Raw genomic sequence first — 23,326 nt, 5'->3', positions numbered from 1 at the left:
CGTCTGGCAATTCAGCAATCGCCCGCACTATATTGTGAACAAATCTTCAATGGAGGTGCGAGATGCAGACGAACGATTATGCCCTGGGACACACCCAGGAAGAGCTGGAGCGGCTGGTCCAGCAGGGCCGCTTCTTCGGCGAGATGACCGAGCACATGCTGCTCAAGGCCGGCCTGGCCCCCGGCATGCGGGTGCTGGACGTGGGCTGCGGCGCCGGCGATGTCTCGTTTCTGGCAGCCAAACTGGTCGGGCCGCAGGGCGCGGTGATCGGCGTGGACAAGGCGCCGGAGGCCATCGGCTACGCCCAAGGGCGGGCGCAGGCAGCCGGATTGCAGAATGTGCGTTTCATCGCTGCCGACCTGGCCCATTTCCAACTCGACGGCGAGCCGGTGGACGCCCTCATCGGCCGGCTGGTGCTGATGTACTTTCCCGATCCGGCCGCAGTGCTGCGGCGGCTGCTCACCTTCGTCAAGCCGGGCGGCATCGTCGCCTTTCAAGAGCTGGATACCCCGGTAACCCCGCCCCCGGCGGTGATGTGCGATCCCTTCTGCGACACCTACGTGGCTGCCGCCACCCGCATCACCCAGACCCTCACCCGTCTCGGTGTGGACACGCGCTGCGGCGCGAAACTCCGGCGCATTTTCGAGCAGGCCGGGCTGCCCGGCGCCCAGACCATCGCCATGCTCCGCTACGAAAACGGGCCCGACTCGGCCATCTATGCCTGGATCGAGCAGTTGACCCGCACCCTGCTGCCGCTGATGCAGCAGGTCGGCGTCGCCACGGCCGACGAGGTGCAGGTGGACACCCTGGTCGAGCGCATGCGGCAGGAGGCGGTGGAGAAGGGGTGCACGCTGGTGACCCCGCCCATGGTCGCCGCCTGGGCGCGCAAAACGCAGGGAAGTGAGGCATGACCATGACGACGCTGGTAACCGGAGGCACAGGCTACGTAGGCGGCGCGCTGGTGCGGGCGCTTCGCCGGCGCGGCGAACGGGTGCGAGTGCTGGCTCGTAAGACCAGCCGCACCGAGGACCTGGTCCGACTGGGGGTCGAGATCGTCACCGGCGACATTCTCGACCAAGCGTCGGTGGAACAGGCGCTGGACGGATGCGACACCCTCTACCACGTCGCTGCCATCTACGAATTCTGGACGCCGGACAAGGCACTCTTGAAGCGCACGGCCGTGGAAGGCACCCGCAACGTGTTGGCCGCGGCCCAGGCAAAAGGCATCCGGCGGGTCATCTACACCAGCACCAGCTTCACCATCGGCGAGCCCCGGGGCCAGGTGGGAAACGAAGAGACACCCCACCGGGGCTATTTTGTACACACCTACGAAGAGGCCAAATACCGCGCCGAACAGGTCGCCCAGGATTTCGCGCGCCAGGGGTTGCCGGTGGTCATCCTCAATCCCGCCGGCATCTTCGGCCCCGGCCCGCTGAAATCGGTAGGCGACCTCATGCTCAGGGCCGTGACTGGCAGGCAACCGATGCTTTTCCGCGGCCGTGTCAGCTACGTGTACATCGACGACGTGGTCCAGGGCCACCTGCTGGCGGCGGAGAAGGGCCGTCCTGGCGAACGCCACATTTTGAGCGCCTACAACGTGGATACTGCCGATTTCCTGCGGGAAACCTGCCGGCTGGCCGGGGTGAAGCCGCCGCCGGTGGGGCCGCTGTTTGTCGGTCGAGTTGTGGCCAATTTGCAGGAACTGGCTGCCCGGCTGACCGGACGCCCGCCCGACCTGCCGCGCGATGTTGTATCCATGCTGGCCCACGGCACGTGGGTGGACGGCTCCAAAGCCGAGCGGGAACTGGGCCTGCGCTACACCCCGCTGGAAGAGGCCATCGCCAGGACCCTGGACTATTACTGGCAGCAGGGCTGGCTCACGAACAAGCCGGCCTGTCTGCAAGAGGGCGTGGCGGCACGCCTCGAAATCCAGTCAGGAGGAAGGCAGCGATGATCGGCGCCTGGCTGGCTCAACGCAAAATCCCCGAGATCTATCAGGCCTTCAACCGCCACGACCTGAAGGCGGTGTTGGCAAACTTCGCCGACGACGTCACCTTCATCTTCCCCGGCGACGTGCGCGCCAGCGGCGTGCACAGCGGCAAGGAGGCGGTGGCGCGCTGGTTCGAGCAGTTCTTCGCGCAGTTCCCCACCCTGCGCTTTACCGTGCGCCGCGTGGCGGTGGCCAACCTGTTCGACATGACGGGGGACAACGTGGTCGCCACCCGCTGGGACGTGGAGGTCGTCAACCGCGATGGACGGCAGGGTCACAACAGCGGCGTCACCGTGACTACCCTGCGGCGGGGCAAGGCGGTACACATCCAGGATTTCATCTTCGACACCGGGCCGAACTTCCGGGCGGCCTGGGGGGAAGGAGGATGAGGATGCGTGCTGCAACGACCACACAAGCTGAGGTACAGAAAGGTGAGGTCGTCTTCCAGGGCGTCCGCTCCCCCTATCTGGCCAGCGGCGACCGCCAGAGCGAGGAAGCGGTGGTCTTCGTCCACGGCAACCCCGGCTCCTCGGAGGACTGGCGCGACCTGCTGGGCCGGGTGGGCGCCTTTGCCCGCGCCGTGGCCCCGGACATGCCCGGCTTCGGCCAGGCCGACAAGCCGGAGGACTTCAACTACACCGTAGAAGGCTACGCCCGGCACCTGGATGGCATCCTCGGCCACCTGGGGATCGAGCGAGCGCACCTGGTGCTGCACGACTTCGGCGGGCCGTGGGGTCTGACCTGGGCGGCGCAACATCCCCAACGGCTGGCCAGCGTGGCGCTGATCAACATCGGCATCATGCCCGGCTACCGCTGGCACTCTCTGGCCCGCATCTGGCGCACGCCCATCCTGGGCGAGCTCTTCCAGGCCACCACCACCCGCTTCGGGTTCGGTTTTCTCATCCAGCGCAGCAGCCCTCGCGGCCTGCCCAGGGCCACGGTGGACCGCATGTACCGCGACCTGGACTGGGGCACGAAGCGGGCGGTGCTGCGCCTCTACCGGGCCACCGACAACCCCGGGCGGATGGCCGACGTGCTCGGTCCGCTCTTCCGACAATTGGACGTGCCGGCCCTGGTCATCTGGGGCGCGGCCGACCCCTTCGTGCCGGTGCATTTCGCCGAGCGTCAGCGGGCGTTCTTCCCCCGCGCCCAGATCGTGATCCTGGAGGAGAGCGGCCACTGGCCCTTTGCCGACGACCCCGAAGCCGTCGCCGGAGCCCTCATCCCCTTCTTGCAGAAACAGACACAGTAGGGACGACCCGGCGGGTCGTCCATTTTCAGACGGAGGTCATCATGTCGAATCGAAAACACGCCATTGTCATCGGGGCCAGCATGGGCGGGCTGCTCGCCGCCCGCGCCCTGGCCGATTTCTTCGAGCAGGTCACCCTCATCGAGCGGGATGCCTTCCCCCCCATGGGCGAAAACCGCAAAGGGGTGCCCCAGGGCCGCCACCTCCACGTGCTGCTGCTGCGGGGCAGCAAAATTCTGGAGGAGATGTTCCCCGGCCTGATCGCCGACCTGATGGCGCGGGGCGCGCCGTTCCTCGACCGGCCCGAGAAGGAGCTGATCTGGTTCGACGGCGGCGGCTATCACGCCCGCTTCACGAATGAAGACGGCCGTCTCGGCGCGCTGGCGGTCAGCCGTCCGCTGTTGGAAGGCTACGTGCGGCAGCGGCTGCTGGCCCTGCCCAATGTGCGGGCCATCGAACAGTGCGATGCGCTGGGGCTGGTGCCGTCGGAACGCGTCAGCCGGGTGCGCGGGGTGCGCCTGCTACGGCGGGCAGAAGGCAGCGCCGAGGAGGTGCTGGAGGCCGACCTGGTGGTGGATGCCGGCGGCCGCGGTTCCCGGGCGCCCAAATGGCTGGCAGAGATGGGCTATGCGCCGCCGCAGGAGGAGCAAGTCACCATCAACGTCGGCTACAGCACCCGCCTTTACCGCCGTCGGCCGGAGCATCTGAACGGCGCCAAAGTGGCGCTCATCACCCCTCAGCCGCCGCACTTGAAACGCGGCGGGGTGATCCTGGCGCAGGAGGGCGAGCGGTGGATCGTCGGCCTGGTTGGAAATCTCGGCGATTATCCGCCTGCGGACGAAGCGGGTTTTTTGGCCTTTGCCCAAAGCCTGGCCGCGCCGGAGGTTTACAACGTCATCAAAGATGCCGAGCCCCTGTCGGACATCGTCACCTACCGCTTCAAAGCCAGCCTGCGCCGGCACTACGAGAGGTTGTCCAGCTTCCCGGAGGGATTTCTGGTTTTCGGAGATGCCATCTGCAGTTTCAACCCCATCTACGGCCAGGGGATGTCCGTGGCGGCCATGGAAGCATTGGATTTGCAGCAGGCGTTGCGCCAGGGCACCGAACAGCTGTGGTGGCGCTTCTTCCGGCGCGCAGCCAGGAGCATTGACATGCCCTGGCAGATCGTCGTCAGCGGCGACCTGCGCTTCCCGGAGGCGGAAGGCAGGCGCACGGCCTCCATCCGCTTTATCAACGCCTACATGGCGCGGCTGCACCGGACGGCGCACCATGATCCGGTCGTGGCTCGGGCCTTCAACGACGTGGCCTCGCTCCTGGCCCCACCCCAGAGCCTGATGCGGCCAGGCATCCTGTGGCGGGTGCTGCGGGGGTAATTTTTTACTCAAGGCCAAGTATCTTGCCGTTGGCCTAAACTTCTTAGCCTCTCTTACGGTGGTCGTTCTCGGTGTTTTGTCTGCTTGTGCTTTCCTCTTCCCTGTTCGATCTCTTTCCAGCTTGCAAATCAGATTAGCTATCAGCACCATTACTCTGCTATTGTTTGCCCTACTATACTACAACCAGTGCTTTCGTAACTGGTCAAAACACCTTTGGCATCGCATTTTGCGAGTTGAGCAAGGGGCATCGTTTTACTTATGGATACTATCGGTGATCGGAATAGCTCTGTTCCCAGTGTCAGTAGTATTTTGCGGGGTGGATGCTCAGTGAACCGAGTGTTCTCCAGCAATTAAACCTATACTTGGGACTAGCAGTTTTGTATGGGGTGTCGGGGTTGATGCTTGCAACCTTATACTTTGGCGTTAAGATATATGCCAATCCTGTTCCCGTTGGTCCCTAATCTGTCTGTTTGATTGGCCCTGGCAAACTGAAAATAGTGCAATTTATGGGAAGTAAAGACGAGTTTGAGCTATTAAAACAACTTGGAATACCTCTTGAGACTCCTTAGCTCACCGCGAAACTTGATCTCCTTGATGAAACAAGTGATTACTACCTCGTCGTAGTTCACAATGAAAACGGTGAGAAAGCGTTTAAGATCATTCGAAGCATTATCAAAGGAATAGCCTATACAAAAGAGTGAAAAGTTGTGCTAACCCGCGCATCCAGCCGACCGCTTCGCTCGCGCTTCGCGCTCGCTTCGCGACGGCTGATGTGCAGATCGTTGGGCCAGCATTGATCGGAGCCGAATATGCTCTATCATGAGCCTACTCAGGGGTGGTGGTGCAAGGCACGCACCTATCCCACCAGATGTCCACACCGCGGAGCAAAGGTGTTCTACTTCAGTTGTGATTGCGGTTCTAAAGTCTTTTTTGACTCCCTGGGCTAGCCTTGGCCAGTTCACGACTGTGTGAATAGTATCCTTCAGCAAGTAGAGATCAGCAGCGCAGAAGAATATGCGCGTCGTGTGGCAGAACGCCACGAGCGTCTTCGTCATGGCTGGAAGATATCTATACGGGCTTGTCATCCCCAAGAAGGCGAAAAAGTTGAAAGTATAGGTGTTGTGCGAGAAGTTTTGCCAATAGCTGATATATTTAAGAAGTTCTGTTTACCATCCGAAAGTCCCATCGCAGTAAAACTTTTGGGAGAATTGGCGCGCGATAGTTGGATGCAAATCACTATCCACGTTAGTGACCTGGGCAGTGAGGAATCTATCAGTTAAATCCGGGAGTCGGCCAGAAGGGAGCGCGGGGCGCGTTCGGGCAGAGGGCATTGTTACCTGGCCTGGGGCAGGAAGGAAGCCGGTGGCTGTTCGGGCGGTGGGCGCTGCGGGAAGGGCACGTCGGTGGGGTGACTGGCCATCCGGAAGCGCTCCGTTCCCTTCGGAGAGAGGCCCAACGGCGGGCGGGGGCTGGTGAGGCAACGGGCGGCGGTGGGTAGGCCCAACCGGAGTCCCCGCTGGCATCGAGCAATCGAAGGCGGAGAGGTCTTCCGTCCCGAGGATCGCAGGCAGGCCAGCGGGGGGCTGGTAAAGGAACCAAGATAAGGACATTTATTAAGGGGCACTATTGTGGAAAATGCGGTTTGGACACCATTTGAGTGCGGAATGTCGGTCACTCGCTGCGACGAATCAAAAAGTCAGGCGCGCGCTCAGGGGCGGGAAGGCCGGCGGGCGAGGATCCCGTGGAGGGTCCAGCCGCCATCGGGGAACGTCCAGGGCTCGACTTCGAGCCCCGCCTGTCGGGCCGGGTCATGCAGAAAGGCCCCCAGAAGGCCTTTAGGAGGTTGAAGCCCGGCCAGGCGGTAGAGCCATCGCCAGGGGAGCCCGACGAGAGAGAGTGGGGGATGGGCGGCGAACAGGACCACCACGCGCCCTCCGGGGCGCACCACCCGGGCCGCCTCCTGCCAAGTGCGAGGATCTCGGATGAAGGGAGCGGGGAAGGTGGCCACCACCGTGTCGAAGACCTCGTCCCGGAAGGGGAGGGCTTGCGCGCGTCCCCGCACCAAGGGGACAGACGAACCTGTCCGCCGGCGGGCGCGCTGCCCCATCGCCGGGGAGGGATCCAGGCCGACGGGGCGGAGGCCCTGGCGGGCCATCGCGGCGAGGAGATGCCCCGGGCCGTGGCCGAGCTCCAGCACCCAAGTTCCTTCCACTTCGTCTAGGGCCCGGGTCACCCAGCGCGTCCAGCGCCCCATCGAGGCCAGCGCTGCCACCCCATCGTAGGCCCACGCCCCTCCGTGATACAGCCAGTGGAAGAAGGCCTGCAACAGAGCAAAGGTCCATTTCGATAAGGGTGAAATGACCATTCTGTTTTCCCTCGTCTGTAGGAGCGGCTTTAGCCACGACGGCGGTCCCTCAAGAGCCCAGTTTATCATTATAGAGGGAGCCGCGGACGCTTCCCGGGCTTGGGTGGGATGAACTTCGAGGAGCGCGATGATGGATGCGGAAGCCCTGATCATCATCGGGGACAGCCGGAACATGGCGGAGGTGGCGGATGAGAGCGTGGATCTCATCGTCACCTCCCCCCCATACTGGCATATCAAGGACTACGGCGTAAAGGGCCAGATCGGCTACGGGCAAACCCTTCACGAGTATTTAATGGATCTCAGCCGGGTCTGGCGGGAGGCATGGCGGGTCTTGCGGCCGGGTCGCCGTCTGTGCATCAACATCGGGGATCAGTTCGCGCGGGCCGTGGTTTACGGCCAGTATAAAGTGATCCCGCTCCATGCGGAGATCATCGCCCAGTGCGAGGTCATCGGCTTCGACTACATGGGCGCGATCATCTGGCAGAAGAAAACCACGATGCGCACCACCGGCGGGGCGGTGGTCATGGGCTCCTTCCCCTATCCGCCGAACGGGATCGTGGAGCTGGATTATGAGTTCATCCTGCTGTTCAAAAAGCCCGGTCGGCCGGAGCCGGTTCCCGCGGAGATCCGCGAAGCCTCCCGGATGACGCGCGAGGAATGGAAGGCTTTCTTCAGCGGCCACTGGTCTTTCGGCGGCGAGCGCCAGACCCTTCACGAGGCCATGTTCCCGGACGAGCTGCCTCGCCGGCTGATCCGGATGTTCTCGTTCGTTGGAGAGACCGTGCTGGATCCCTTCCTGGGCAGCGGCACGACGGTGAAGGTGGCCCTCGACCTGGGTCGGAAGGCCATCGGCTATGAGATCCAGCCGGCCTTCGAGCCGATCATCCGCCAGAAGCTGGGCCTTCATGCGCCGGCGTTGTTCGCGCCCTCGGTGCGGATCCTCCGGCGGGAGCAGGAACCGCCGCCGGTCGATCCGCCTCCGGATTACATCCCCCGCGTGAAGGACGCCCAGCCGCGGGTGGACCCCGGCCCCCTGCGATTCGATGAAGAGGTCACCTTCCGAGTGGTGGCGGTCCTGGATGAACATACCCTGCAGCTCCAGAACGGGCTGGTGGTGCAGCTGCTGGGAATCCGGGTGCCTCCGGAGCGCCGTGAGGCGGCGATCCATTATTTGCGAAAGTTCGTGTTGGGCAAGCCCGTCCACCTGCGCTTCGATCAGCCTCCTGAAGAGAAAAACGCTCCGATGCCGGCTTATCTCTATCTGACGAATCGGCTTTTCGTGAACCGCAAGATGATCGAGATGGGGCTGGCGGATGCCGATCGCTCGATCTCCCACCGGTATCGCGAGCGGTTCCTCGCCGCGGAGGAGCGACGGAATGCGATCCTCTAAAGAATGGGTGCTGAACATCGCCTTCAACCGCTGGCAGTTCAACCGCCCTCGCTATGTCGGCCGGCTGTCCGAATCGATCCGAGCCTGTGCTCCACGCACCCTGGAGGACTGGGAGCGCTATTACTTCGAGAACGTCCGTCCAGAAGGCCCTCTTCTGGGCCATGATATGCGGGAGCATCTCGCGGAGGTCGCTCGCAGGCTCTACGTGAAGATCAGCGAGCAGCTCCGAGCTGAAATCGATCAGATCACAGAAAAAGACTGTTTGGATTACGTGCATGACGTGGTAATCCGACGGACTTTCGAGGGCTATGTCACAGAGAAGAAGACGATCTATGAGCAGCTGCAGGAAAGGCTGGGTGTGGAGATTTTGCCCGCTCCGGACGAATGGGATCGTCGCTACAATGTAGATTTTTACATCCCTGTTGGGAATAAGGCGGTGGGGATCCAGGTGAAGCCTATCACTTATCAGCAGGCCCCGGAGGCCCACAGATGGCACGAGTGGATGGAGCGATCCCATGCGCGTTTCCAGCAGGAGCAGGGTGGGAAGGTCTTTGTGGTGTTCTCCATCACGGAGAAGGGCGGTCGGAAGCGGATTTGGAATGAGGAAGTGGTGGAGACGATCCGGGAGGAGCTCGGGCGGCTTCGCGCGGAAGCTGGCGAAGGCTCGGGTCAGGGCGCGTAGCCCGCCGCCATCTCCCGCCGCGCCCCCAGGGCGACCCAGCTCTCCTCGGCCCAGCGGCGCGCCACGGTGAGGCCGGCGGCCTCCAGGGCCTGACGGACGGTCCCTTCCTGCTCCCCCTGGAAGAACCCTGAGACCACGATCCATCCCCCCGGCCGCAGCAGGTCGGCGATCCCTTGCTCACAGAAACGGCCGATCACCGGGGCCACGATGTTGGCCACGATCCCATCGAACCGCTCCCCCAGGGCGCGGGCCTCCTCCAGGGAGCCCTGGAGGACCTCCACCCGGTCGGCCACCCCATTGCGCTCCACGTTCTCCCGCGCCACCTGCACGGCCACCGGGTCGATGTCCAGCGCCCACACCCGGCCTGCCCCCCGCCGGGCAGCGGCGATGGCCAGGATCCCGGACCCGGTGCCCAGATCCAGGACCTGATCCCCGGGCCGGAGCCACTCCGCCAGGGCCTGCAGGCACATCCGCGTGGTGGGATGGGTGCCGGTCCCGAAGGCCATTCCCGGATCCAGCTCGATGAGCACATCCCCCGGCTCCAGCCGCGCGGTCCGCCAGCTCGGCTTGATCACGAAGGGGCCCACCCGCAGCACATCGTAGTGGGCTTTCCACGCTTCTTCCCACGCGGTCTCATCCAGCTCCCGGAACTGCGGCGGGGGGAAGGGGAGAATCTGACGCAGATGCCAGAACCCCTCCTCAATGCGTTGCCGCGCGGCCTCCCAGTCCCCGATCATCGGCAGGTAGGCCCGCAGCGTGAGCACCGGCGGGGGCCGGCGGGGACGTTCCCAGTCCGTGTCGTCCGCCTCCACGGGGCCGTAATCGTAAGCGATGCCGTTCGGCGCGTAGCGGGAGAGGATCTCCGCGATGTTGTCCGCCAGCTCCGTGGGCACCCGCACCGAGATCTCCAGCCAGCGCATGGGATGCGCCCCTGCTTATCCGCTGAGAAGCTCCCGCAGGCGCTCCAGGAACCCTTTCTCCGGTTTCTGCGCGCCCCCCGTCGGAAGGGTGCGCGCCAGCTCCTGGAAGAGCCGTCGCTGCTCCGGGGTGAGGCGCGTGGGGACCTCCACCTGGACGACCACCAGCAGGTCCCCACGGCCGTTGCGCCGCAGGTGGGGGATGCCCCGCCCCCGCAGCCGGATCACATGCCCCGGCTGGGTCCCCGGTGGGATCTCCACCCGCTCCTCTCCTTCCAGGGTGGGGACCGGGATGCGATCCCCCAGGGCCGCCTGGGCCACGTTGATCGCCACTTGGACGATCAGGTCATCCCCCCGGCGCCGGAAGTAGGGATGGGGCTGGACTTTAACCTGGACATAGAGGTTGCCCGGCGGCCCCCCGTTCTCCCCGGGCTCCCCCTCCCCAGGGATGCGGATCTGCATCCCGTCGTCCACGCCGGCCGGGATGCGGACGGCGAGGCGACGACGGGTGAGCACGCGCCCTTCCCCGCCGCACTCCCGACATGGGGTGGCGATCACCTCGCCGGCCCCCTGGCAGGTCGGGCAGGTGGTGACCTGGACGAAAGAGCCCAGGAAGGACTGGCTCACCCGCCGCACCTCGCCGATGCCGCCGCAGGTCGGGCAGCGGGCCGGGCCGGTCCCGGGCTCCGCGCCGTTCCCCCGGCAGCGCGGGCATAGCTCGTGGCGGACGACCTCCACATCCTTCTCCACGCCCCGGGCGGCCTCTTCGAACGTCAGCGTGACCTCGGTCTGAAGGTCCGCGCCCCGCCGGGGCGCCCGTCGCGCCCGCGTCCGGACCCCGAACCCGAAGAGATCCTCGAAGAGATCGGCGAAGAGATCCGTGAAGTCCGCCGGCTCCGGGCGCAGCCCCCGCCCTTCCAGCCCGGCGTGGCCGTACATGTCATAGATCCGTCGCTTCTCCTCGTCGGAGAGGACGGCGTAGGCCTCGTTGATTTCTTTGAATTTCTCCTCGGCGTCCGGCGACTTGTTGACATCCGGGTGATACTGGCGGGCCAGCCGTCGGTAGGCCTGCTTGATCTCCTCCAGCGTGGCGTTGCGCGGGACGCCGAGGATCTCGTAGTAGTCCTTCCGGAAAGTCGCCATGGCGCCTTATCCGCCCTCTGCGGCTGAGGGTTCCGGCCCGGGCTCGACCTTGCGGGCGACCTTCACCAGGGTCGGCCGCAGCACCCGGTCGCCCAGCTTGTAGCCGCGCTGCAGCTCCTCCACGATCTGTCCGTCCTCGAATCCCTCGGCCGGCTCGTAGAGCACCGCTTCGTGCAGCATCGGGTCGAAGGGATCGCCGGGCTTCACCTCGATGGGCCGCACGCCCTCCGATTCCAGGGCCAGCTGCAGCTTGCGGTAGATCAGGGCCACCCCTTCCACCCAGGTGAGATGCCGCAGGTTGTCCGGGAGGGTCCGCAGCGCCCGCTCGAAATCGTCCAGGATCGGCAGCAGCTTGTGGATGAAGAGGGCGGTGGCCTCCGCGGCGAACTGGGCCCGTTCGGCCTCCACCCGCTTGCGGTAGTTGGCGAAGGCCGCCCGCTCCCGCTGCCAGCCCTCCAGGTATTCCTGGGCTTGGGCCCGGACCTGCTCCAGCTCTTTCCGCAGCGCATCCAGCTGTTCCATGAGGGAGACCTCGGCTTCCGCCGCCGGGGCCTCCGGGGACATCGTGGGGGCCGTGTTCTCCTCCGCGCTCTCCGCCATCGTCTCCTTGGGCTCCTCCACGGGACCACCTCCTCCATCGGAGATGGATCGAATCGGGGCGGAGGGAAAACCCAAGCGCTCCGCCCGGGATTTAATTTTAACCCGGCCCCATTCGGGGCGTCAGAGCCCAGGCCGGCAAAATCGGACCCCGTTGCACCCGATATGTTATAATCACACCGAATTGCAAAATTGGGGTGAGCCCCCAGGACGTCCGGTCGAATCGAGCGCACATAAGGGGAGGTCCCGGATGAGCGGTCGTGGGAAAGGAAACACCGCGAAGGCTGCAGCGCCGGCCGCGGCGCTTGACGTGGCGACCAAGCTCTCCTTCTATCGCCAGATGGTCCTGATCCGCCGCTTTGAGGAGCTGGCTCGCATCGCGTATCAGCAGGGGAAGATCGCCGGCTTCCTGCACCTCTACATCGGCGAGGAGGCCGTGGCGGTGGGCGCCATTGCCACCCTCCGCCCGGAGGACCACCTCCTCACGCACTATCGGGATCACGGCCACGCCATCGCCCGGGGGCTGGATCCCCGCGTCCTGATGGCGGAGCTGTATGGGAAAGTCACCGGGTGCAGCCGGGGCCGCGGGGGCTCCATGCACTTCGCCAGCCGGGAACATAACTTCTGGGGCGGGCACGCCATCGTGGGCGGGCACCTGCCCATGGCCGTGGGCCTGGGCTTCGCCGCCCGCTATCTGGGGGAGCCACGCGTGGTGATGGCCATCTTCGGCGATGCGGCTACGGACATCGGAGAGTTCTACGAGGCCCTGAACATGGCTGCCCTCTGGAAGACCCCTGTGGTCTTCCTCTGCGAGAACAACCTCTATGGGATGGGCGTGGCCATCGAGAAGGCCTCTGCGGTCACGGAAGTCTACAAGAAGGCCTGCATGGCGAACATTCCCGCCGAGCGGGTCGACGGCATGGACGTCCTGGCCGTCTACGAAGCGGCGACCCGCGCTGTGGAGTGGGCCCGCGCTGGCAACGGCCCCTATTTCCTCGAGGCCCTCTGCTACCGCTTCCAGGGCCACTCCGTCGCCGACCCCGAGCTCTATCGAACCAAAGAAGAAGTCGAGCAGTGGAAGCAGCGGGATCCCATCCAGCGCTTCCGCCGGCACCTCATCGAGGTCGAGGGGATCCCGGAGGCCCAGCTGGACGCGATCCACGAGGAAGTGGAGCGAGAGATGGAGGAGGTGATGCGCTTCGCTGAGGAGAGCCCGGATCCGCCCTTGGAGGAGCTCTACGACTTCATCTACGCCAACCCAGTGGGGGACTGGCGGGGCGATGAGCGCTTCCTCCGGCTCTGGGATCAATCCTCAGGATCCTGATCCGCCGCCATGGAGGGCACGCGATGCCGGTGATGACCATCCGTGAGGCGATCCGGCAGGCCCTGCGGGAGGAGATGCAGCGGGACCGCCGGGTGTTCATCATGGGAGAGGATGTGGGAGCCTATGGGGGGACCTATGCGGTGACCCGCGGCCTCTACGAGGAGTTCGGGGAGGAACGGGTGCGAGACACCCCCATCGCGGAGTCGGCCATCGTGGGGGTGGCCCTGGGGGCGGCCCTGGGCGGCCTGCGCCCGGTCGCGGAGATCATGACCATCAATTTCATCCTCCTGGCCCTGGATCAGATCGTCAACCACGCGGCCAAGATGTCCTACATGTTCGGCGGCCAGTTCAAGGTGCCTCTGGTGATCCGGGTGCCGGCGGGCTGGGGCCAGCTGGCTGCCACCCACTCCCAAACCTTCGAGGTCTATTTCGCCTACGTGCCGGGCCTGAAGGTGGTCTACCCCGGCACCCCCTACGACGCTAAGGGGATGCTGAAGGCCGCCCTGCGGGACGAGGACCCGGTGATCTACATCGAGCACACCGCCCTCTACCCGGTGCGCGGCGAGGTCCCTGAAGGGGATTACGTCGTCCCCATCGGCAAAAGCGAAATCAAACGCGTCGGGCGGGATTGCACCATCGTGACCTACGGGCGGATGCTGCAGGCCAGCCTGCAGGCGGCGGAGCAGCTGGCCCGGGAGGGCATCGAGGTGGAGGTGGTGGACCTGCGCACGTTGCGCCCGTTGGATATGGAACCGGTATATGAATCCGTAGCCAAGACCCATCGGGCCCTGGTGGTTACCGAGGAGTGGCGCTCCTTCGGCGTGGGCGCTGAGGTCGCCGCCCGCATCCAGGAGCATGCCTTCGATGAGCTGGACGCCCCGGTGATGCGCCTGGGCAGCCGCGAGGTCCCGCACCCCTACAACAAGCATCATGAGCGGGCGGTCCTTCCCTGGCCGGAGGATGTGGTGAAGGCGGTGAAGCTCCTGTTGCGCTGAGGAACACGCCGGGCGGGAGGTTCCGGGATGGCGACGACGGTGACGATGCCCAAGATGGGCTTCGATATGGTGGAAGGGAAGCTGCTGCGCTGGCTGAAGAAGGTGGGGGAGCCGGTGAAGGCGGGCGAGCCCCTGGCGGAGATCGAGACGGAGAAGGTGAACATCGAGTTCGAGGCGCCGGCCTCCGGGGTCCTGAAGGCTGTGCTGATCGAGGAGGGGACGACGGTGCCGGTGGGCACGCCCATCGCCATCATCGCCGCCCCGGATGAGCTGGTGGAAGCCCCCGCCACAGCCCCGGCCGTCCGGGAGGGGCCTCCACTCCCGACCCCTGCGCCCGGCACCCCTCCTCCACCCGCGCCTGCGCCGGCTCCGGTTGGGGCGCCCACCCCGCCTCCCGGCGGGCGGGTGAAGGCCTCCCCCCTGGCCCGTCGATTGGCCCGGGAGGCCGGCATCGACCTGCGGGAGATCTCCGGCACCGGCCCGGGGGGGCGGGTGGTCAAGCGCGACGTGGATCGCTACCTCCAAGCCCGCACGCCGGCCGCTGCCCCGCCTCCGCCGGCCGCCGCGCCCATCCCCACCCCAGTGCCCGCCCCGGTTCCCACGCCCGCGCCCACCGCGGTGCCTGTCAACCCGTTGCGACAGGCCATCGCCCGGCGGATGACTGCCAGCAAGCAGACGGCGCCCCATTTCTATGTCACGGTCGAGGTGGACATGGATGAAGCCATGGCCTGGCGGGCGCGGATCAACGAGGCGCTGGGGGAGCGGGGAAAGGTGACCGTGAACGATATGGTGGTGAAGGCCGCCGCCCTGGCCCTTCGGGAGTTCCCTGCCCTGCGTTCTTCCTACCAAGAGGGTGGGATCGTCCGCCACGAAGCCATCCACATCGGCATCGCCGTGGCCCTGGAGGAGGGGTTGATCACCGTGGTCCTGCGGGACGCCGATCGCAAGCCCCTGGCCCAGATCGCCCGTGAGAGCAAGGAGTTGGTGGAACGGGCCCGAAGCGGGAAGGTGCGCCCCGAGGACATTGAGGGCAGCGTCTTCACCGTCAGCAACCTGGGGATGTTCGACGTGGAGCACTTCATCGCCATCATCAATCCCCCGGAAGCCGCCATCATGGCCGTCGGAAGCGTCCGGGAGGTGCCCGTGGTGAAGAACGGGCAGCTCGCCATCGGGCAGCGCATGAAGGTGACCGTGTCGGCGGACCACCGGGTGACCGACGGCGCCGAGGTGGCCCGCTTCCTCCAGGTCTTCCGGCGCTATCTGGAGAACCCTCTCCTCCTTCTGGTGGAATAGGCACCGCGTTCTCCCGCTTCAGCCCCGGAAGCCGGACAGGCGTTCTCCGCGTCCGTCCGGCTCCGGGCCTATCCTCCTAGGGAGCCCCTGGGTTTCCTCCCCAGGCCGGCTGACGTATGATGGAAAAGGGTCCCCGCGCGATCCCCGCGGGGAGGCTCACATTGCGTAATGGAGGCCGAGATGCCGTTCCGTCTGGGACCAACCGAGCTGATCATCATCCTCCTGATCGCCTTGCTGCTCTTCGGCCCCGGCCGCTTGAGCAACCTGGCCCGGGAGCTCGGCCAGAGCATCCGGGAGTTCCGGCGCGGTCTGACCTCGGAGGAGGAAAAAGGGGAGACGAAGCCGGACAAGCCTTCGTGATGGGGGACACAATCGCCTCTGGATCCCTGACGAGGCACGCCATGCGCACCCTTGACGAATGGCTGGAAGAGGCCGCCGCGTTCCACGGTCACCTCTGCCCGGGCCAGATCCTCGGCGTCCGAATGGCCCTCCTGGGATGCCGGTTGCTGGGCTTGAACCCCGAGGACCCCGCGGATCGCCGTCGGCTCATCGTCTATGTGGAGATCGACCGCTGCCTGACCGACGCCATCGCCACCGTCACCGGTTGCCGGCTTGGGCGGCGGACCCTCAAGCACATCGACTACGGGAAGGCTGCCGCCACTTTCGTGGACACCCGGACCGGTCGGGCGGTGCGGATTGTGGCCCGGGATGATGCCCGCGAGACGGCCCTGCATCTGGCCCCCCCGGGCCTCAGCCGGGCCGCTGCCCAACGCCACGCCTATCGCATCATGCCCGACGAAGACCTCTTCTACGCCCGGTGGGTCCGGGTGGAGATCCCTCCGGAGGATCTGCCTGGCCATCCGATCCGTCGGGTCTTCTGCGCGCGCTGCGGCGAGGGCATCAACGACGGGCGGGAGATCGTGCGGGACGGCGAGGTCCTCTGCCGGGCGTGCGCGGAAGCCCCGTACTACACCGCCCTGGAGCCGATCCCGCTCACCGGGGAAGTCCCAGTCCCCACCCCACCGTCGATGCTGTGATCGCCCCGACCGAGAGCAGCCAGAGCGGCCATCCGGCTCGCAGGAAATCCCGGGGTCGGTAACCGCCGGCGCCCATCACGAGGGCGTTGGCCGGATGGGCCATGGGGGTGAGGAACGCCGCCGAGGTCGCCAGGGCCACCGCCAGCCCCATCTCCGCCGGCGGGACGCCCAGGGTCGCGGCCGCCCGCAGGGCAATGGGCCCCCACACCACGGCAGTGACCGAAGCCGAGAGCACCTGGGTGAGGGCGGCGGCGATCCCGGTAAAGACCAGCACGCTGACCCAGGGAGGTGCCCCCGCCAGACCATACAGCAGCACCGTCCCCAGCTCCTCCGCGGCCCCGGTGCGCGTCATGGCAATGGAGAGGGGCAGCAGCCCGGCCACCATGAACACCGTGGGCCACTCGATGGCCCGATACGCTTCCTCCATCGTCAGACATCCCGCCAGGATCATCAGCACCGCCCCGGCCATCGTCACCTCGGCCACCGAGCGGGACGTCAAGGCCGAGGCCAGGATCACCCCCGCCATGATCACGATGGCCGGGATGCGGCGGGAGGTCCGCAACGGTTCCCCGTTGGATTGCAAGACAATGAACTCGGGATCGCCCTGGAGCAGGCGGATACGCTCCCACGGGCCGTAAACCAGGAGGGCATCGCCGAAGCGGAGACGTTCGTCCGCCAGCCGGGCCCGAAGCGGCTGCCCCTCCCGCCAGATGGCCAGGACCTGCAGCCCATAGCGCTCCCGGAACCGGAGCTCTCGCAGCGTCCGACCGATGAGGGTGGTATGGGGGGAGAGGAGGATCTCCATCAGGCCGGCTTCTCCTTCCTCCAGCACCTGGGGGGAGACCGGGCGGGGAAGAGGACGCAGCCCCAGGTCCCGGAGGGCCTGCTCGAAGGGTGCTGTGCCCTCCGGGCCGGCAGCGACCAGCAGCACATCCCCGGCCTGCAAACTCTCCGAGCTGGACGGGGAAAGGAGGAGGTGCCCTTTACGGCGGATCCCGATGACCGTCACGCTGTGTCGGGAAGCCAGCTGGCTCTCCACCAGGGAGAGCCCACAGAGCGGCGAATCCGGCTCGACCAGAAGCTCCACCAGCCCATCCTGGAGGCCGTAGAGCTCCGCCAGCTCCCGGTTCAGCCGGTGCAAGCGCATCAGCTGTCCTGCCGGAGAGCGTTCCGGGAGGGTGCGCCAGGTCACCCCGATCACCCAGAGCAACCCCAGGGCGGCTGGGAGCAGACCTGCCCGGATGAAATCCAGCATGGTCAGGGATCGGCCGTAGTGGTCCCGCATCAGCCCGCTGAGGAGCAGGTTGGCGGTGGTGAAGAGGGTCGGCATCCCCCCGAGCAGCGCGCCGTAGGCGATGGGGATGAGGATGCGGGAAGGGGCCAGGCCGATCCGCCGGGCGGCCTGAACGGCCATCGGCATGACCACCGCCGCCGCGGTCACCGAGTTCATGGCCAGGGAGAGCGACGCGCTGAGCAGCGTCATCCCGGCCACCAGCCGCCCGGGGGAATCCCCCGCCCATCGGCTCAGACGCTCCCCCAGCGCCCGGGAGACTCCCGTGCGGTTCAGGCCGGCGGTGAGGATGAACAGCGCGATCAGCGCGATGACGGCGGAGCGGCTGAACCCGCTGAAGGCCTCCTGCGGCGAGAGCAGACCGCTAAAGGAAAGCCCAAGGGCCAGGATCAGGGCCGCCAGATCGGGCCGCAGCGCCCCGCTCATCAGCAGGCCGGCCATCAGCAACAGGATCAGCGTCAGCCAGACGGCCGTGAGGGAGAACACCTCCACGGGCTCTCTCCTCTCGAAGATCCGGTATGATATCTCTCCGGGTTAGGATCCCTCATCATCTTACCTCCGGGATCCGTAGGAGAGGATAGTTCGAAAGTCCGGGGCCCTCCGGGGGGCTCCCTGTGGATTCAGAGGCCGTTTCCCGTATCCTGGGGAGAGGGAGATGCGCTGGGGATACGTGGGCGTGTTGATCGCCCTGATCGCGGCGACGCCGGTGGCCGCCCGGTTCTTCCTGGGGCTCTACAGCCGCCATCGGATCTACGAACGGCCGGAGGAGGTTCCATCCCGGCCGGCGGCCCTCATCCTGGGGGCCGGCCTGCGCGCTGACGGCTCCCCCACTGCCGTGCTGGCCGACCGGGTTCGGGCCGGGGCCGCCCTCTATCACCTCGGGAAGGTCGAGCTCCTGCTGCTCAGCGGAGACGGCCGCTCCTCCCCTTACTACAACGAGCCGGAGGCCATGCGCCGCCTGGCCTTGCGCCTGGGCGTCCCGGATGCCGCCCTCCGGTTGGACCCCGAGGGCATGCGGACCCTGGACTCATGCCGGCGGGCCCGGGAGGTCTTCGGCGTGACCCGGGCCGTGGTGGTCAGCCAGCGTTTCCATCTCGATCGCGCCCTCTGGCTGTGCGCGTCGGCCGGCATCGACGCCGTGGGGCTGGCGGCGGATCGCTCAACCTACGGGAACCGGGCGATATGGTGGAGCCTCCGGGAGATCCCCGCCTCCCTCAGCGCCCTCATCGAGGGGCTTCGCCTGCGCCTCGATCGTATGGGTAACCGCTGATCCGCATCAATTTGTCCCAGCGGTGATGGGCCTCGACGAACCGGATGGTCCCGGATCGAGAGCGCATGACCAGGGAGTGCGTCCGCGCCCCGGCCCCGGTGTAGCGGACCCCCCGCAGGATCTCCCCATCGGTGATCCCCGTGGCCGCGAAGAAGATGTTGTCGCCCCGAACCAGGTCGTCGGCGGTGAGGATGCGGCGGAGATCATAGCCCATCTCAGCGGCGAAGCGACGTTCCTCCTCGTTCCGCGGCCAGAGCCGGGCTTGGATCTCCCCACCCAGGCATTTCAGGGCAGCGGCGGCGATCACCCCCTCCGGGGAGCCACCGATCCCCATCAGCACATCGATCCCGGAGTCCGGGAAGGCGGTCATCAGGGCAGCGGAGACATCCCCATCGGGGATCAGCTTGATCCGCGCCCCAGCGGCCCGGACCTCACGGATCAGATCTGCGTGGCGGTCGCGGTCCAGGATCACTACCGTAAGGTCATCGATGTCCTTCCCCTTCGCCCGGGCGATGCGGCGCAGGTTCTCAGCGACCGGCGCGTCCAAGTCGATGGCCTCCCGGGCCTCGGGCCCCACGGCCAGCTTAGACATATAGACGATGCGGCCCGGGCTGAACATGGTCCCCCGCTCCGAGAGGGCGATCACCGCCAGGGCCCCGGGCCGCCCCAGCGCCAGCAGCCGGGTTCCATCAATGGGATCGACGGCGACGTCAACTTGAGGGGGGCGGCCGTTGCCGATGCGCTCGCCGTTGTAAAGCATCGGGGCTTCGTCCTTCTCCCCCTCGCCGATCACTACAACGCCGTCCATGTCGATGGAGCGGAGCATGAGGCGCATCGCCTCCACGGCGGCGCGGTCCGCAGCCTCGCGATCCCCCCGGCCCATCCAGCGGCCGGCGGCCAAGGCAGCGGCCTCCGTCACCCGCACTAGCTCCAGGGCCAGGTTGCGATCGGGTTCCTGAGCCATCGGGATCCTCACCGGTTGGTCTATCCCTCCATCCGCTCATTGTATAAGAGGATGTGAATCCACGCCCCGGGTGTGGAATGGGCTGGAGGGAGCAGCACCCCGGGGCCGTGGGCCGAGTTTGGGCATCGAAGAGGCCCCTCCGGCGGGGATATACTCCTTCCCGTTCCCGGGATGGACGTTGCGCCTTTCCGGCCGCCCCATCGGGCGACGATCTCCCGGCACAGTGTCCGCGCGGGGTGTGTTCCAATTTTGTCGGGCCTGGCTGCTTTGTAGGACAACTGCGAGCAGTTGTCCTATGATCTCGGGACATACCCGTGAGCCGGCCGCGCGAATGGAGTTTGACAATCCCTTTCCCCCTCGTTATAATCTTGTGTTGCGTCTGCCAGGCGGGCGCTTCCCCGGGATCCTCTTTTCGCCGTCCGGCCGCGGGGACGTTCCGCGCGCCGGCGGCCTGGGCCGCATCGGCGGCTGGATCCGATGTATGTGCGGTGTGATCCTCTGGGGTGGGAGCCTCATCCCCTGGCAGATATTCGGATCGGAAACCCGGACCTGCAGGAAGGAGGACGATGCGACGGGGTCGTGCGCCCAAACGGGAAATCGCGCCGGACATTCGTTACAACAGCGTCCTGGTCGCCAAGCTCATCAACAAGGTGATGATGAACGGCAAGAAGAGCCTGGCGATGCGGATTGTCTACGGCGCCTTCGACCTGATCGAGCGCCGCACCGGCCGGCCGGCCATGGAGATCTTCGAGAAGGCCCTGGCCAACACCAAGCCTCTCCTCGAGGTCCGGCCCCGCCGGGTCGGCGGCGCCACGTATCAGATCCCTCTGGAGGTGCCGCCGGATCGCCAGGTCAGCCTGGCCCTGCGCTGGATCGTGAACGCCGCCCGGGAGCGCCCGGGCAAGTCCATGATCGAGAAGCTGGCCGCCGAGCTCATCGATGCGGCCAACGGGGCCGGGGCAGCCGTCAAGAAGCGTGAGGACACCCATCGCATGGCCGAGGCCAACCGCGCCTTCGCTCACTACCGCTGGTGAGCGGTTCCGAGAGCCAGGAACCGGACCCGCAGGGCGCGGCAGGCGCGACGGCCCAGGGGCCGTGACCCTGCCGCTGAACAACCGGCGCGCTTCCCGCCAGCAGGGGAGAAGATCTCAGGGGCGGTGGCCCGAAAAGCGCCTCCGCCGCGGGTATGATTGCTGGATCACGGAGAACATTTCAGAGGGAGCTCGGCTGATCGGGGAGGATCTGAGAAGATGCCACGGGAAGTCCCGATTGAGAAAATCCGAAATATCGGAATCATCGCCCATATCGACGCCGGCAAGACCACGACGACAGAGCGGATCCTGTTTTACACCGGGCGGACCTACAAGCTGGGCTCCGTGGATGAGGGGACCACGGTGACGGATTACATGGAGTTGGAGCGGGAGCGGGGGATCACCATCACCGCGGCCACCGTGGCCTGTTACTGGCGGGAACACCAGATCAACATCATCGACACCCCCGGGCACATCGACTTCACCGCCGAGGTCCAACGGAGCCTGCGTGTGCTGGACGGGGGTGTCGTCGTTTTCGACGCCGTCCACGGAGTGGAGCCCCAGTCCGAAACGGTCTGGCGCCAGGCGGACCGGTATGGGGTGCCCCGCATCTGTTTCGTGAACAAGATGGATCGGGTGGGGGCGGATTTCTGGAACACCATCGGGATGATCCGGGACCGCCTGGGGGCGAACCCCGTCCCCATCCAGCTGCCCATCGGGGCCGAGGCGGACTTCCGGGGGGTGATCGATCTGCTGGAGATGCGGGCGATCTATTGGGTCGACGAGCTGGGAACTCAGATGGTTTATGAGCCGATCCCCCCGGAGCTCCGGGAGGAGGCGGAGCGAGCCCGGGAGACATTGGTGGAGCGGATCGCGGAGACCGACGATGCCCTCACCGTGAAATACCTGGAGGGGGAGCCCATCTCCACCGAGGAGCTGCGGGCAGCTCTTCGCCGGGCCACCATCACCGGGAAGCTGGTCCCGGTGCTGTGCGGCTCGGCCCTTCGCAACAAGGGCATCCAGCCCCTGCTGGACGCCATCGTCGATTACCTGCCTTCCCCGGTGGACATCCCGCCGGTGAAGGGCGTCAACCCCCTCACCGGCCAGGAGGAAGCCCGGCCTGCCTCCGACGAGGCCCCCCTGGCCGCCCTGGTCTTCAAGGTGGTCACAGATCCTTATGTGGGCCGCCTGGTCTATTTCCGGGTCTACTCCGGGAAGATCACCGCCGGCCAGCAGATCACCAACTCCACCCGCGGGAACAAGCGGGAGCGGGTCGGCCGCGTCCTCCGGATGCACGCGGACCGTCGGGAGGAGATCAAGGAGGTCTACGCCGGAGATATCGCGGCCACCCTGGGGCTGAAGGACACCTTCACGGGGGACACCCTCTGCGATCCGGAGGCTCCCATCATCCTGGAGAGCATCACCTTCCCGGAGCCCGTGGTCTCGGTGGCCATCGAGCCCAAGACCCTGGCCGATCAGGACCGCCTGAGCGAGGCCCTGCGCAAGCTGTCCGAAGAGGACCCTACCTTCCGGGTCCGTATGGATCCGGAGACCGGTCAGACCATCATCTCCGGGATGGGTGAGCTGCATCTGGAGGTGCTCATCGAGCGGATGAAGCGGGAGTTCCGGGTGCAGGCAAATGTGGGGCGCCCACGGGTGGCTTATCGGGAGACGTTCACTCGGCCGGTGAAGGGCGTGGAGGGGCGTTTCGTGCGGCAGACGGGCGGCCGAGGCCAGTATGGGCACGTGGTCATCGACTTCGAGCCTCTGGAGCGGGGTAAGGGCTTCGAGTTCATTGATGCCACAGTGGGCGGCATCATCCCGAAGGAATTCATCCCGGCCATCGAGAAGGGCCTGATCGAGGCCATGGAGGCCGGGGTGCTGGCCGGGTATCCCCTAACCGACATCCGGGCCACCTTGGTGGGCGGGTCTTACCACGAGGTGGACTCCTCGGAGATGGCCTTCAAGGTGGCAGCCTCCCTGGCCCTGCGCAACGCCGCCGAGAAGGCCGCTCCCGTCCTCCTGGAGCCCATCATGCGGGTGGAGGTGATCGTTCCGGAGATTTACACCGGGGACGTAGTCGGAGATCTCTCCTCCCGCCGGGCCCAGATCCAGGGGATCGAGAACCGGGGGAAAGGCATCCAGTCCATCCGCGCCCTGGTCCCCCTGGCCGAGATGTTCGGATACGCCACCACCCTGCGCTCCATCACCCAGGGCCGCGGCACCTTCTCCATGGAGTTCGACCACTATGCCGAGGTGCCGCCCCACATCGCGGAGGGGATCATCCGCGCCGGCGAAAAGAAGCCCGTCGGTCGATAATCCGGGCGATTTGTCTCAGAACTCAGAACATTTATAAGGAGGCGAGCGATGTCGAAGGCGGTGTTTGTGCGGGCGAAGCCGCATGTGAATGTGGGG

At 66.1% G+C, this 23,326-nt stretch carries 21 protein-coding genes; 15 read left to right on the top strand and 6 right to left on the bottom strand.

All coding sequences use genetic code 11. From position 1 onward, the window contains the following. Positions 1-62 precede the first annotated feature (62 nt). The 5 genes from CFB18_RS07970 to CFB18_RS07950 are packed head-to-tail and all read left to right on the top strand — an operon-like array spanning position 63 to position 4,612. Positions 63-911 (top strand): class I SAM-dependent methyltransferase, encoded by an 849-nt coding sequence (locus tag CFB18_RS07970; protein WP_088571283.1) that lies wholly within the window; start codon positions 63-65, stop codon positions 909-911. Next, positions 908-1,954: an NAD-dependent epimerase/dehydratase family protein gene (locus CFB18_RS07965; protein ID WP_088571282.1), complete on the top strand. Its 1,047-nt coding sequence runs from the start codon at positions 908-910 to the stop codon at positions 1,952-1,954. The genes CFB18_RS07970 and CFB18_RS07965 overlap by 4 nt, the downstream gene beginning before the upstream one ends. Then, on the top strand, positions 1,951-2,379 hold the full coding sequence (locus CFB18_RS07960; protein WP_088571281.1) for a nuclear transport factor 2 family protein: 429 nt from the start codon (positions 1,951-1,953) through the stop codon (positions 2,377-2,379). Before CFB18_RS07965 ends, CFB18_RS07960 begins: the two co-directional genes overlap by 4 nt. 2 nt (positions 2,380-2,381) lie before the next feature. Continuing rightward, positions 2,382-3,242, top strand: coding sequence for an alpha/beta fold hydrolase (locus tag CFB18_RS07955; protein WP_088571280.1), 861 nt, complete (start codon positions 2,382-2,384; stop codon positions 3,240-3,242). Positions 3,243-3,283: 41 nt separating this feature from the next. Then, positions 3,284-4,612: an FAD-dependent monooxygenase family protein gene (locus CFB18_RS07950; protein WP_088571279.1), complete on the top strand. Its 1,329-nt coding sequence runs from the start codon at positions 3,284-3,286 to the stop codon at positions 4,610-4,612. A 1,708-nt stretch (positions 4,613-6,320) separates the two neighbouring features. Here CFB18_RS07950 and CFB18_RS07945 read toward each other — a convergent pair. After that, positions 6,321-6,977: a class I SAM-dependent methyltransferase gene (locus CFB18_RS07945; protein ID WP_159461645.1), complete on the bottom strand. Its 657-nt coding sequence runs from the start codon at positions 6,975-6,977 to the stop codon at positions 6,321-6,323. A 130-nt stretch (positions 6,978-7,107) separates the two neighbouring features. Here CFB18_RS07945 and CFB18_RS07940 point away from each other — a divergent pair, with 130 nt between their 5' ends. Next, positions 7,108-8,367 carry a DNA methyltransferase gene (locus CFB18_RS07940; protein WP_200808129.1) on the top strand — a complete coding sequence of 420 codons (1,260 nt, stop codon included), beginning with the start codon at positions 7,108-7,110 and terminating at the stop codon, positions 8,365-8,367. Then, positions 8,354-9,049 carry an MjaI family restriction endonuclease gene (locus tag CFB18_RS07935; protein WP_088571276.1) on the top strand — a complete coding sequence of 232 codons (696 nt, stop codon included), beginning with the start codon at positions 8,354-8,356 and terminating at the stop codon, positions 9,047-9,049. The genes CFB18_RS07940 and CFB18_RS07935 overlap by 14 nt, the downstream gene beginning before the upstream one ends. Here the strand turns inward: CFB18_RS07935 and prmA are convergent. From prmA to grpE, 3 genes are read right to left on the bottom strand one after another with little or no spacing between them, the layout of a single operon-like run. After that, complete coding sequence (gene prmA, locus CFB18_RS07930; protein WP_088571275.1) at positions 9,037-9,969, bottom strand: 50S ribosomal protein L11 methyltransferase; 933 nt, start codon at positions 9,967-9,969, stop codon at positions 9,037-9,039. The genes CFB18_RS07935 and prmA overlap by 13 nt on opposite strands. Positions 9,970-9,984: 15 nt before the next feature. After that, entirely contained in the window at positions 9,985-11,109 is a 1,125-nt protein-coding gene (gene dnaJ, locus CFB18_RS07925) for a molecular chaperone DnaJ (RefSeq protein WP_088571274.1), read from the bottom strand. 6 nt (positions 11,110-11,115) lie between these two features. Further along, on the bottom strand, positions 11,116-11,730 hold the full coding sequence (grpE, locus tag CFB18_RS07920) for a nucleotide exchange factor GrpE (RefSeq protein WP_088571273.1): 615 nt from the start codon (positions 11,728-11,730) through the stop codon (positions 11,116-11,118). A gap of 226 nt (positions 11,731-11,956) precedes the next feature. Here grpE and pdhA point away from each other — a divergent pair, with 226 nt between their 5' ends. From pdhA to CFB18_RS07895, 5 genes are all read left to right on the top strand, one after another. Next, positions 11,957-13,030: a pyruvate dehydrogenase (acetyl-transferring) E1 component subunit alpha gene (gene pdhA / locus CFB18_RS07915; RefSeq protein WP_088571272.1), complete on the top strand. Its 1,074-nt coding sequence runs from the start codon at positions 11,957-11,959 to the stop codon at positions 13,028-13,030. 23 nt (positions 13,031-13,053) lie between these two features. After that, on the top strand, positions 13,054-14,025 hold the full coding sequence (locus tag CFB18_RS07910; protein ID WP_088571271.1) for an alpha-ketoacid dehydrogenase subunit beta: 972 nt from the start codon (positions 13,054-13,056) through the stop codon (positions 14,023-14,025). Between the two features lie 27 nt (positions 14,026-14,052). Further along, entirely contained in the window at positions 14,053-15,318 is a 1,266-nt protein-coding gene (locus CFB18_RS07905) for a dihydrolipoamide acetyltransferase family protein (RefSeq protein WP_088571270.1), read from the top strand. A 180-nt stretch (positions 15,319-15,498) separates the two neighbouring features. Beyond that, entirely contained in the window at positions 15,499-15,678 is a 180-nt protein-coding gene (locus tag CFB18_RS07900) for a Sec-independent protein translocase subunit TatA/TatB (protein ID WP_088571416.1), read from the top strand. A gap of 41 nt (positions 15,679-15,719) precedes the next feature. Next, entirely contained in the window at positions 15,720-16,355 is a 636-nt protein-coding gene (locus CFB18_RS07895) for an FmdE family protein (protein ID WP_088571269.1), read from the top strand. On the opposite strand, the gene CFB18_RS07890 is transcribed toward CFB18_RS07895, so the two are convergent. Further along, positions 16,312-18,138, bottom strand: coding sequence for an SLC13 family permease (locus CFB18_RS07890; protein WP_088571268.1), 1,827 nt, complete (start codon positions 18,136-18,138; stop codon positions 16,312-16,314). The two genes, CFB18_RS07895 and CFB18_RS07890, sit on opposite strands and share 44 nt — an antisense overlap. Positions 18,139-18,301: 163 nt before the next feature. Between CFB18_RS07890 and CFB18_RS07885 the strand changes: the two genes are divergently transcribed. Then, positions 18,302-18,916 carry a SanA/YdcF family protein gene (locus CFB18_RS07885; protein WP_088571267.1) on the top strand — a complete coding sequence of 205 codons (615 nt, stop codon included), beginning with the start codon at positions 18,302-18,304 and terminating at the stop codon, positions 18,914-18,916. Here the strand turns inward: CFB18_RS07885 and glpX are convergent. Beyond that, on the bottom strand, positions 18,870-19,880 hold the full coding sequence (glpX, locus tag CFB18_RS07880) for a class II fructose-bisphosphatase (RefSeq protein WP_088571266.1): 1,011 nt from the start codon (positions 19,878-19,880) through the stop codon (positions 18,870-18,872). The genes CFB18_RS07885 and glpX overlap by 47 nt on opposite strands. Before the next feature lie 566 nt (positions 19,881-20,446). Here glpX and rpsG point away from each other — a divergent pair. After that, a complete protein-coding gene (rpsG, locus tag CFB18_RS07875) occupies positions 20,447-20,914 on the top strand; it encodes a 30S ribosomal protein S7 (protein ID WP_088571265.1) in 468 nt (155 codons plus the stop codon). A gap of 216 nt (positions 20,915-21,130) precedes the next feature. Next, positions 21,131-23,230, top strand: a complete 2,100-nt coding sequence (gene fusA / locus CFB18_RS07870; RefSeq protein ID WP_088571264.1) for an elongation factor G — start codon at positions 21,131-21,133, stop codon at positions 23,228-23,230. The last annotated feature ends 96 nt before the right edge of the window (positions 23,231-23,326 follow it).

Source organism: Thermoflexus hugenholtzii JAD2 (genome assembly GCF_900187885.1).
GTDB classification, from domain to species: Bacteria; Chloroflexota; Anaerolineae; order Thermoflexales; family Thermoflexaceae; genus Thermoflexus; species Thermoflexus hugenholtzii.
The sequence above is the reverse complement of the archived record's forward strand: the minus strand, read 5'-3'. Positions and strand labels throughout refer to the sequence as shown.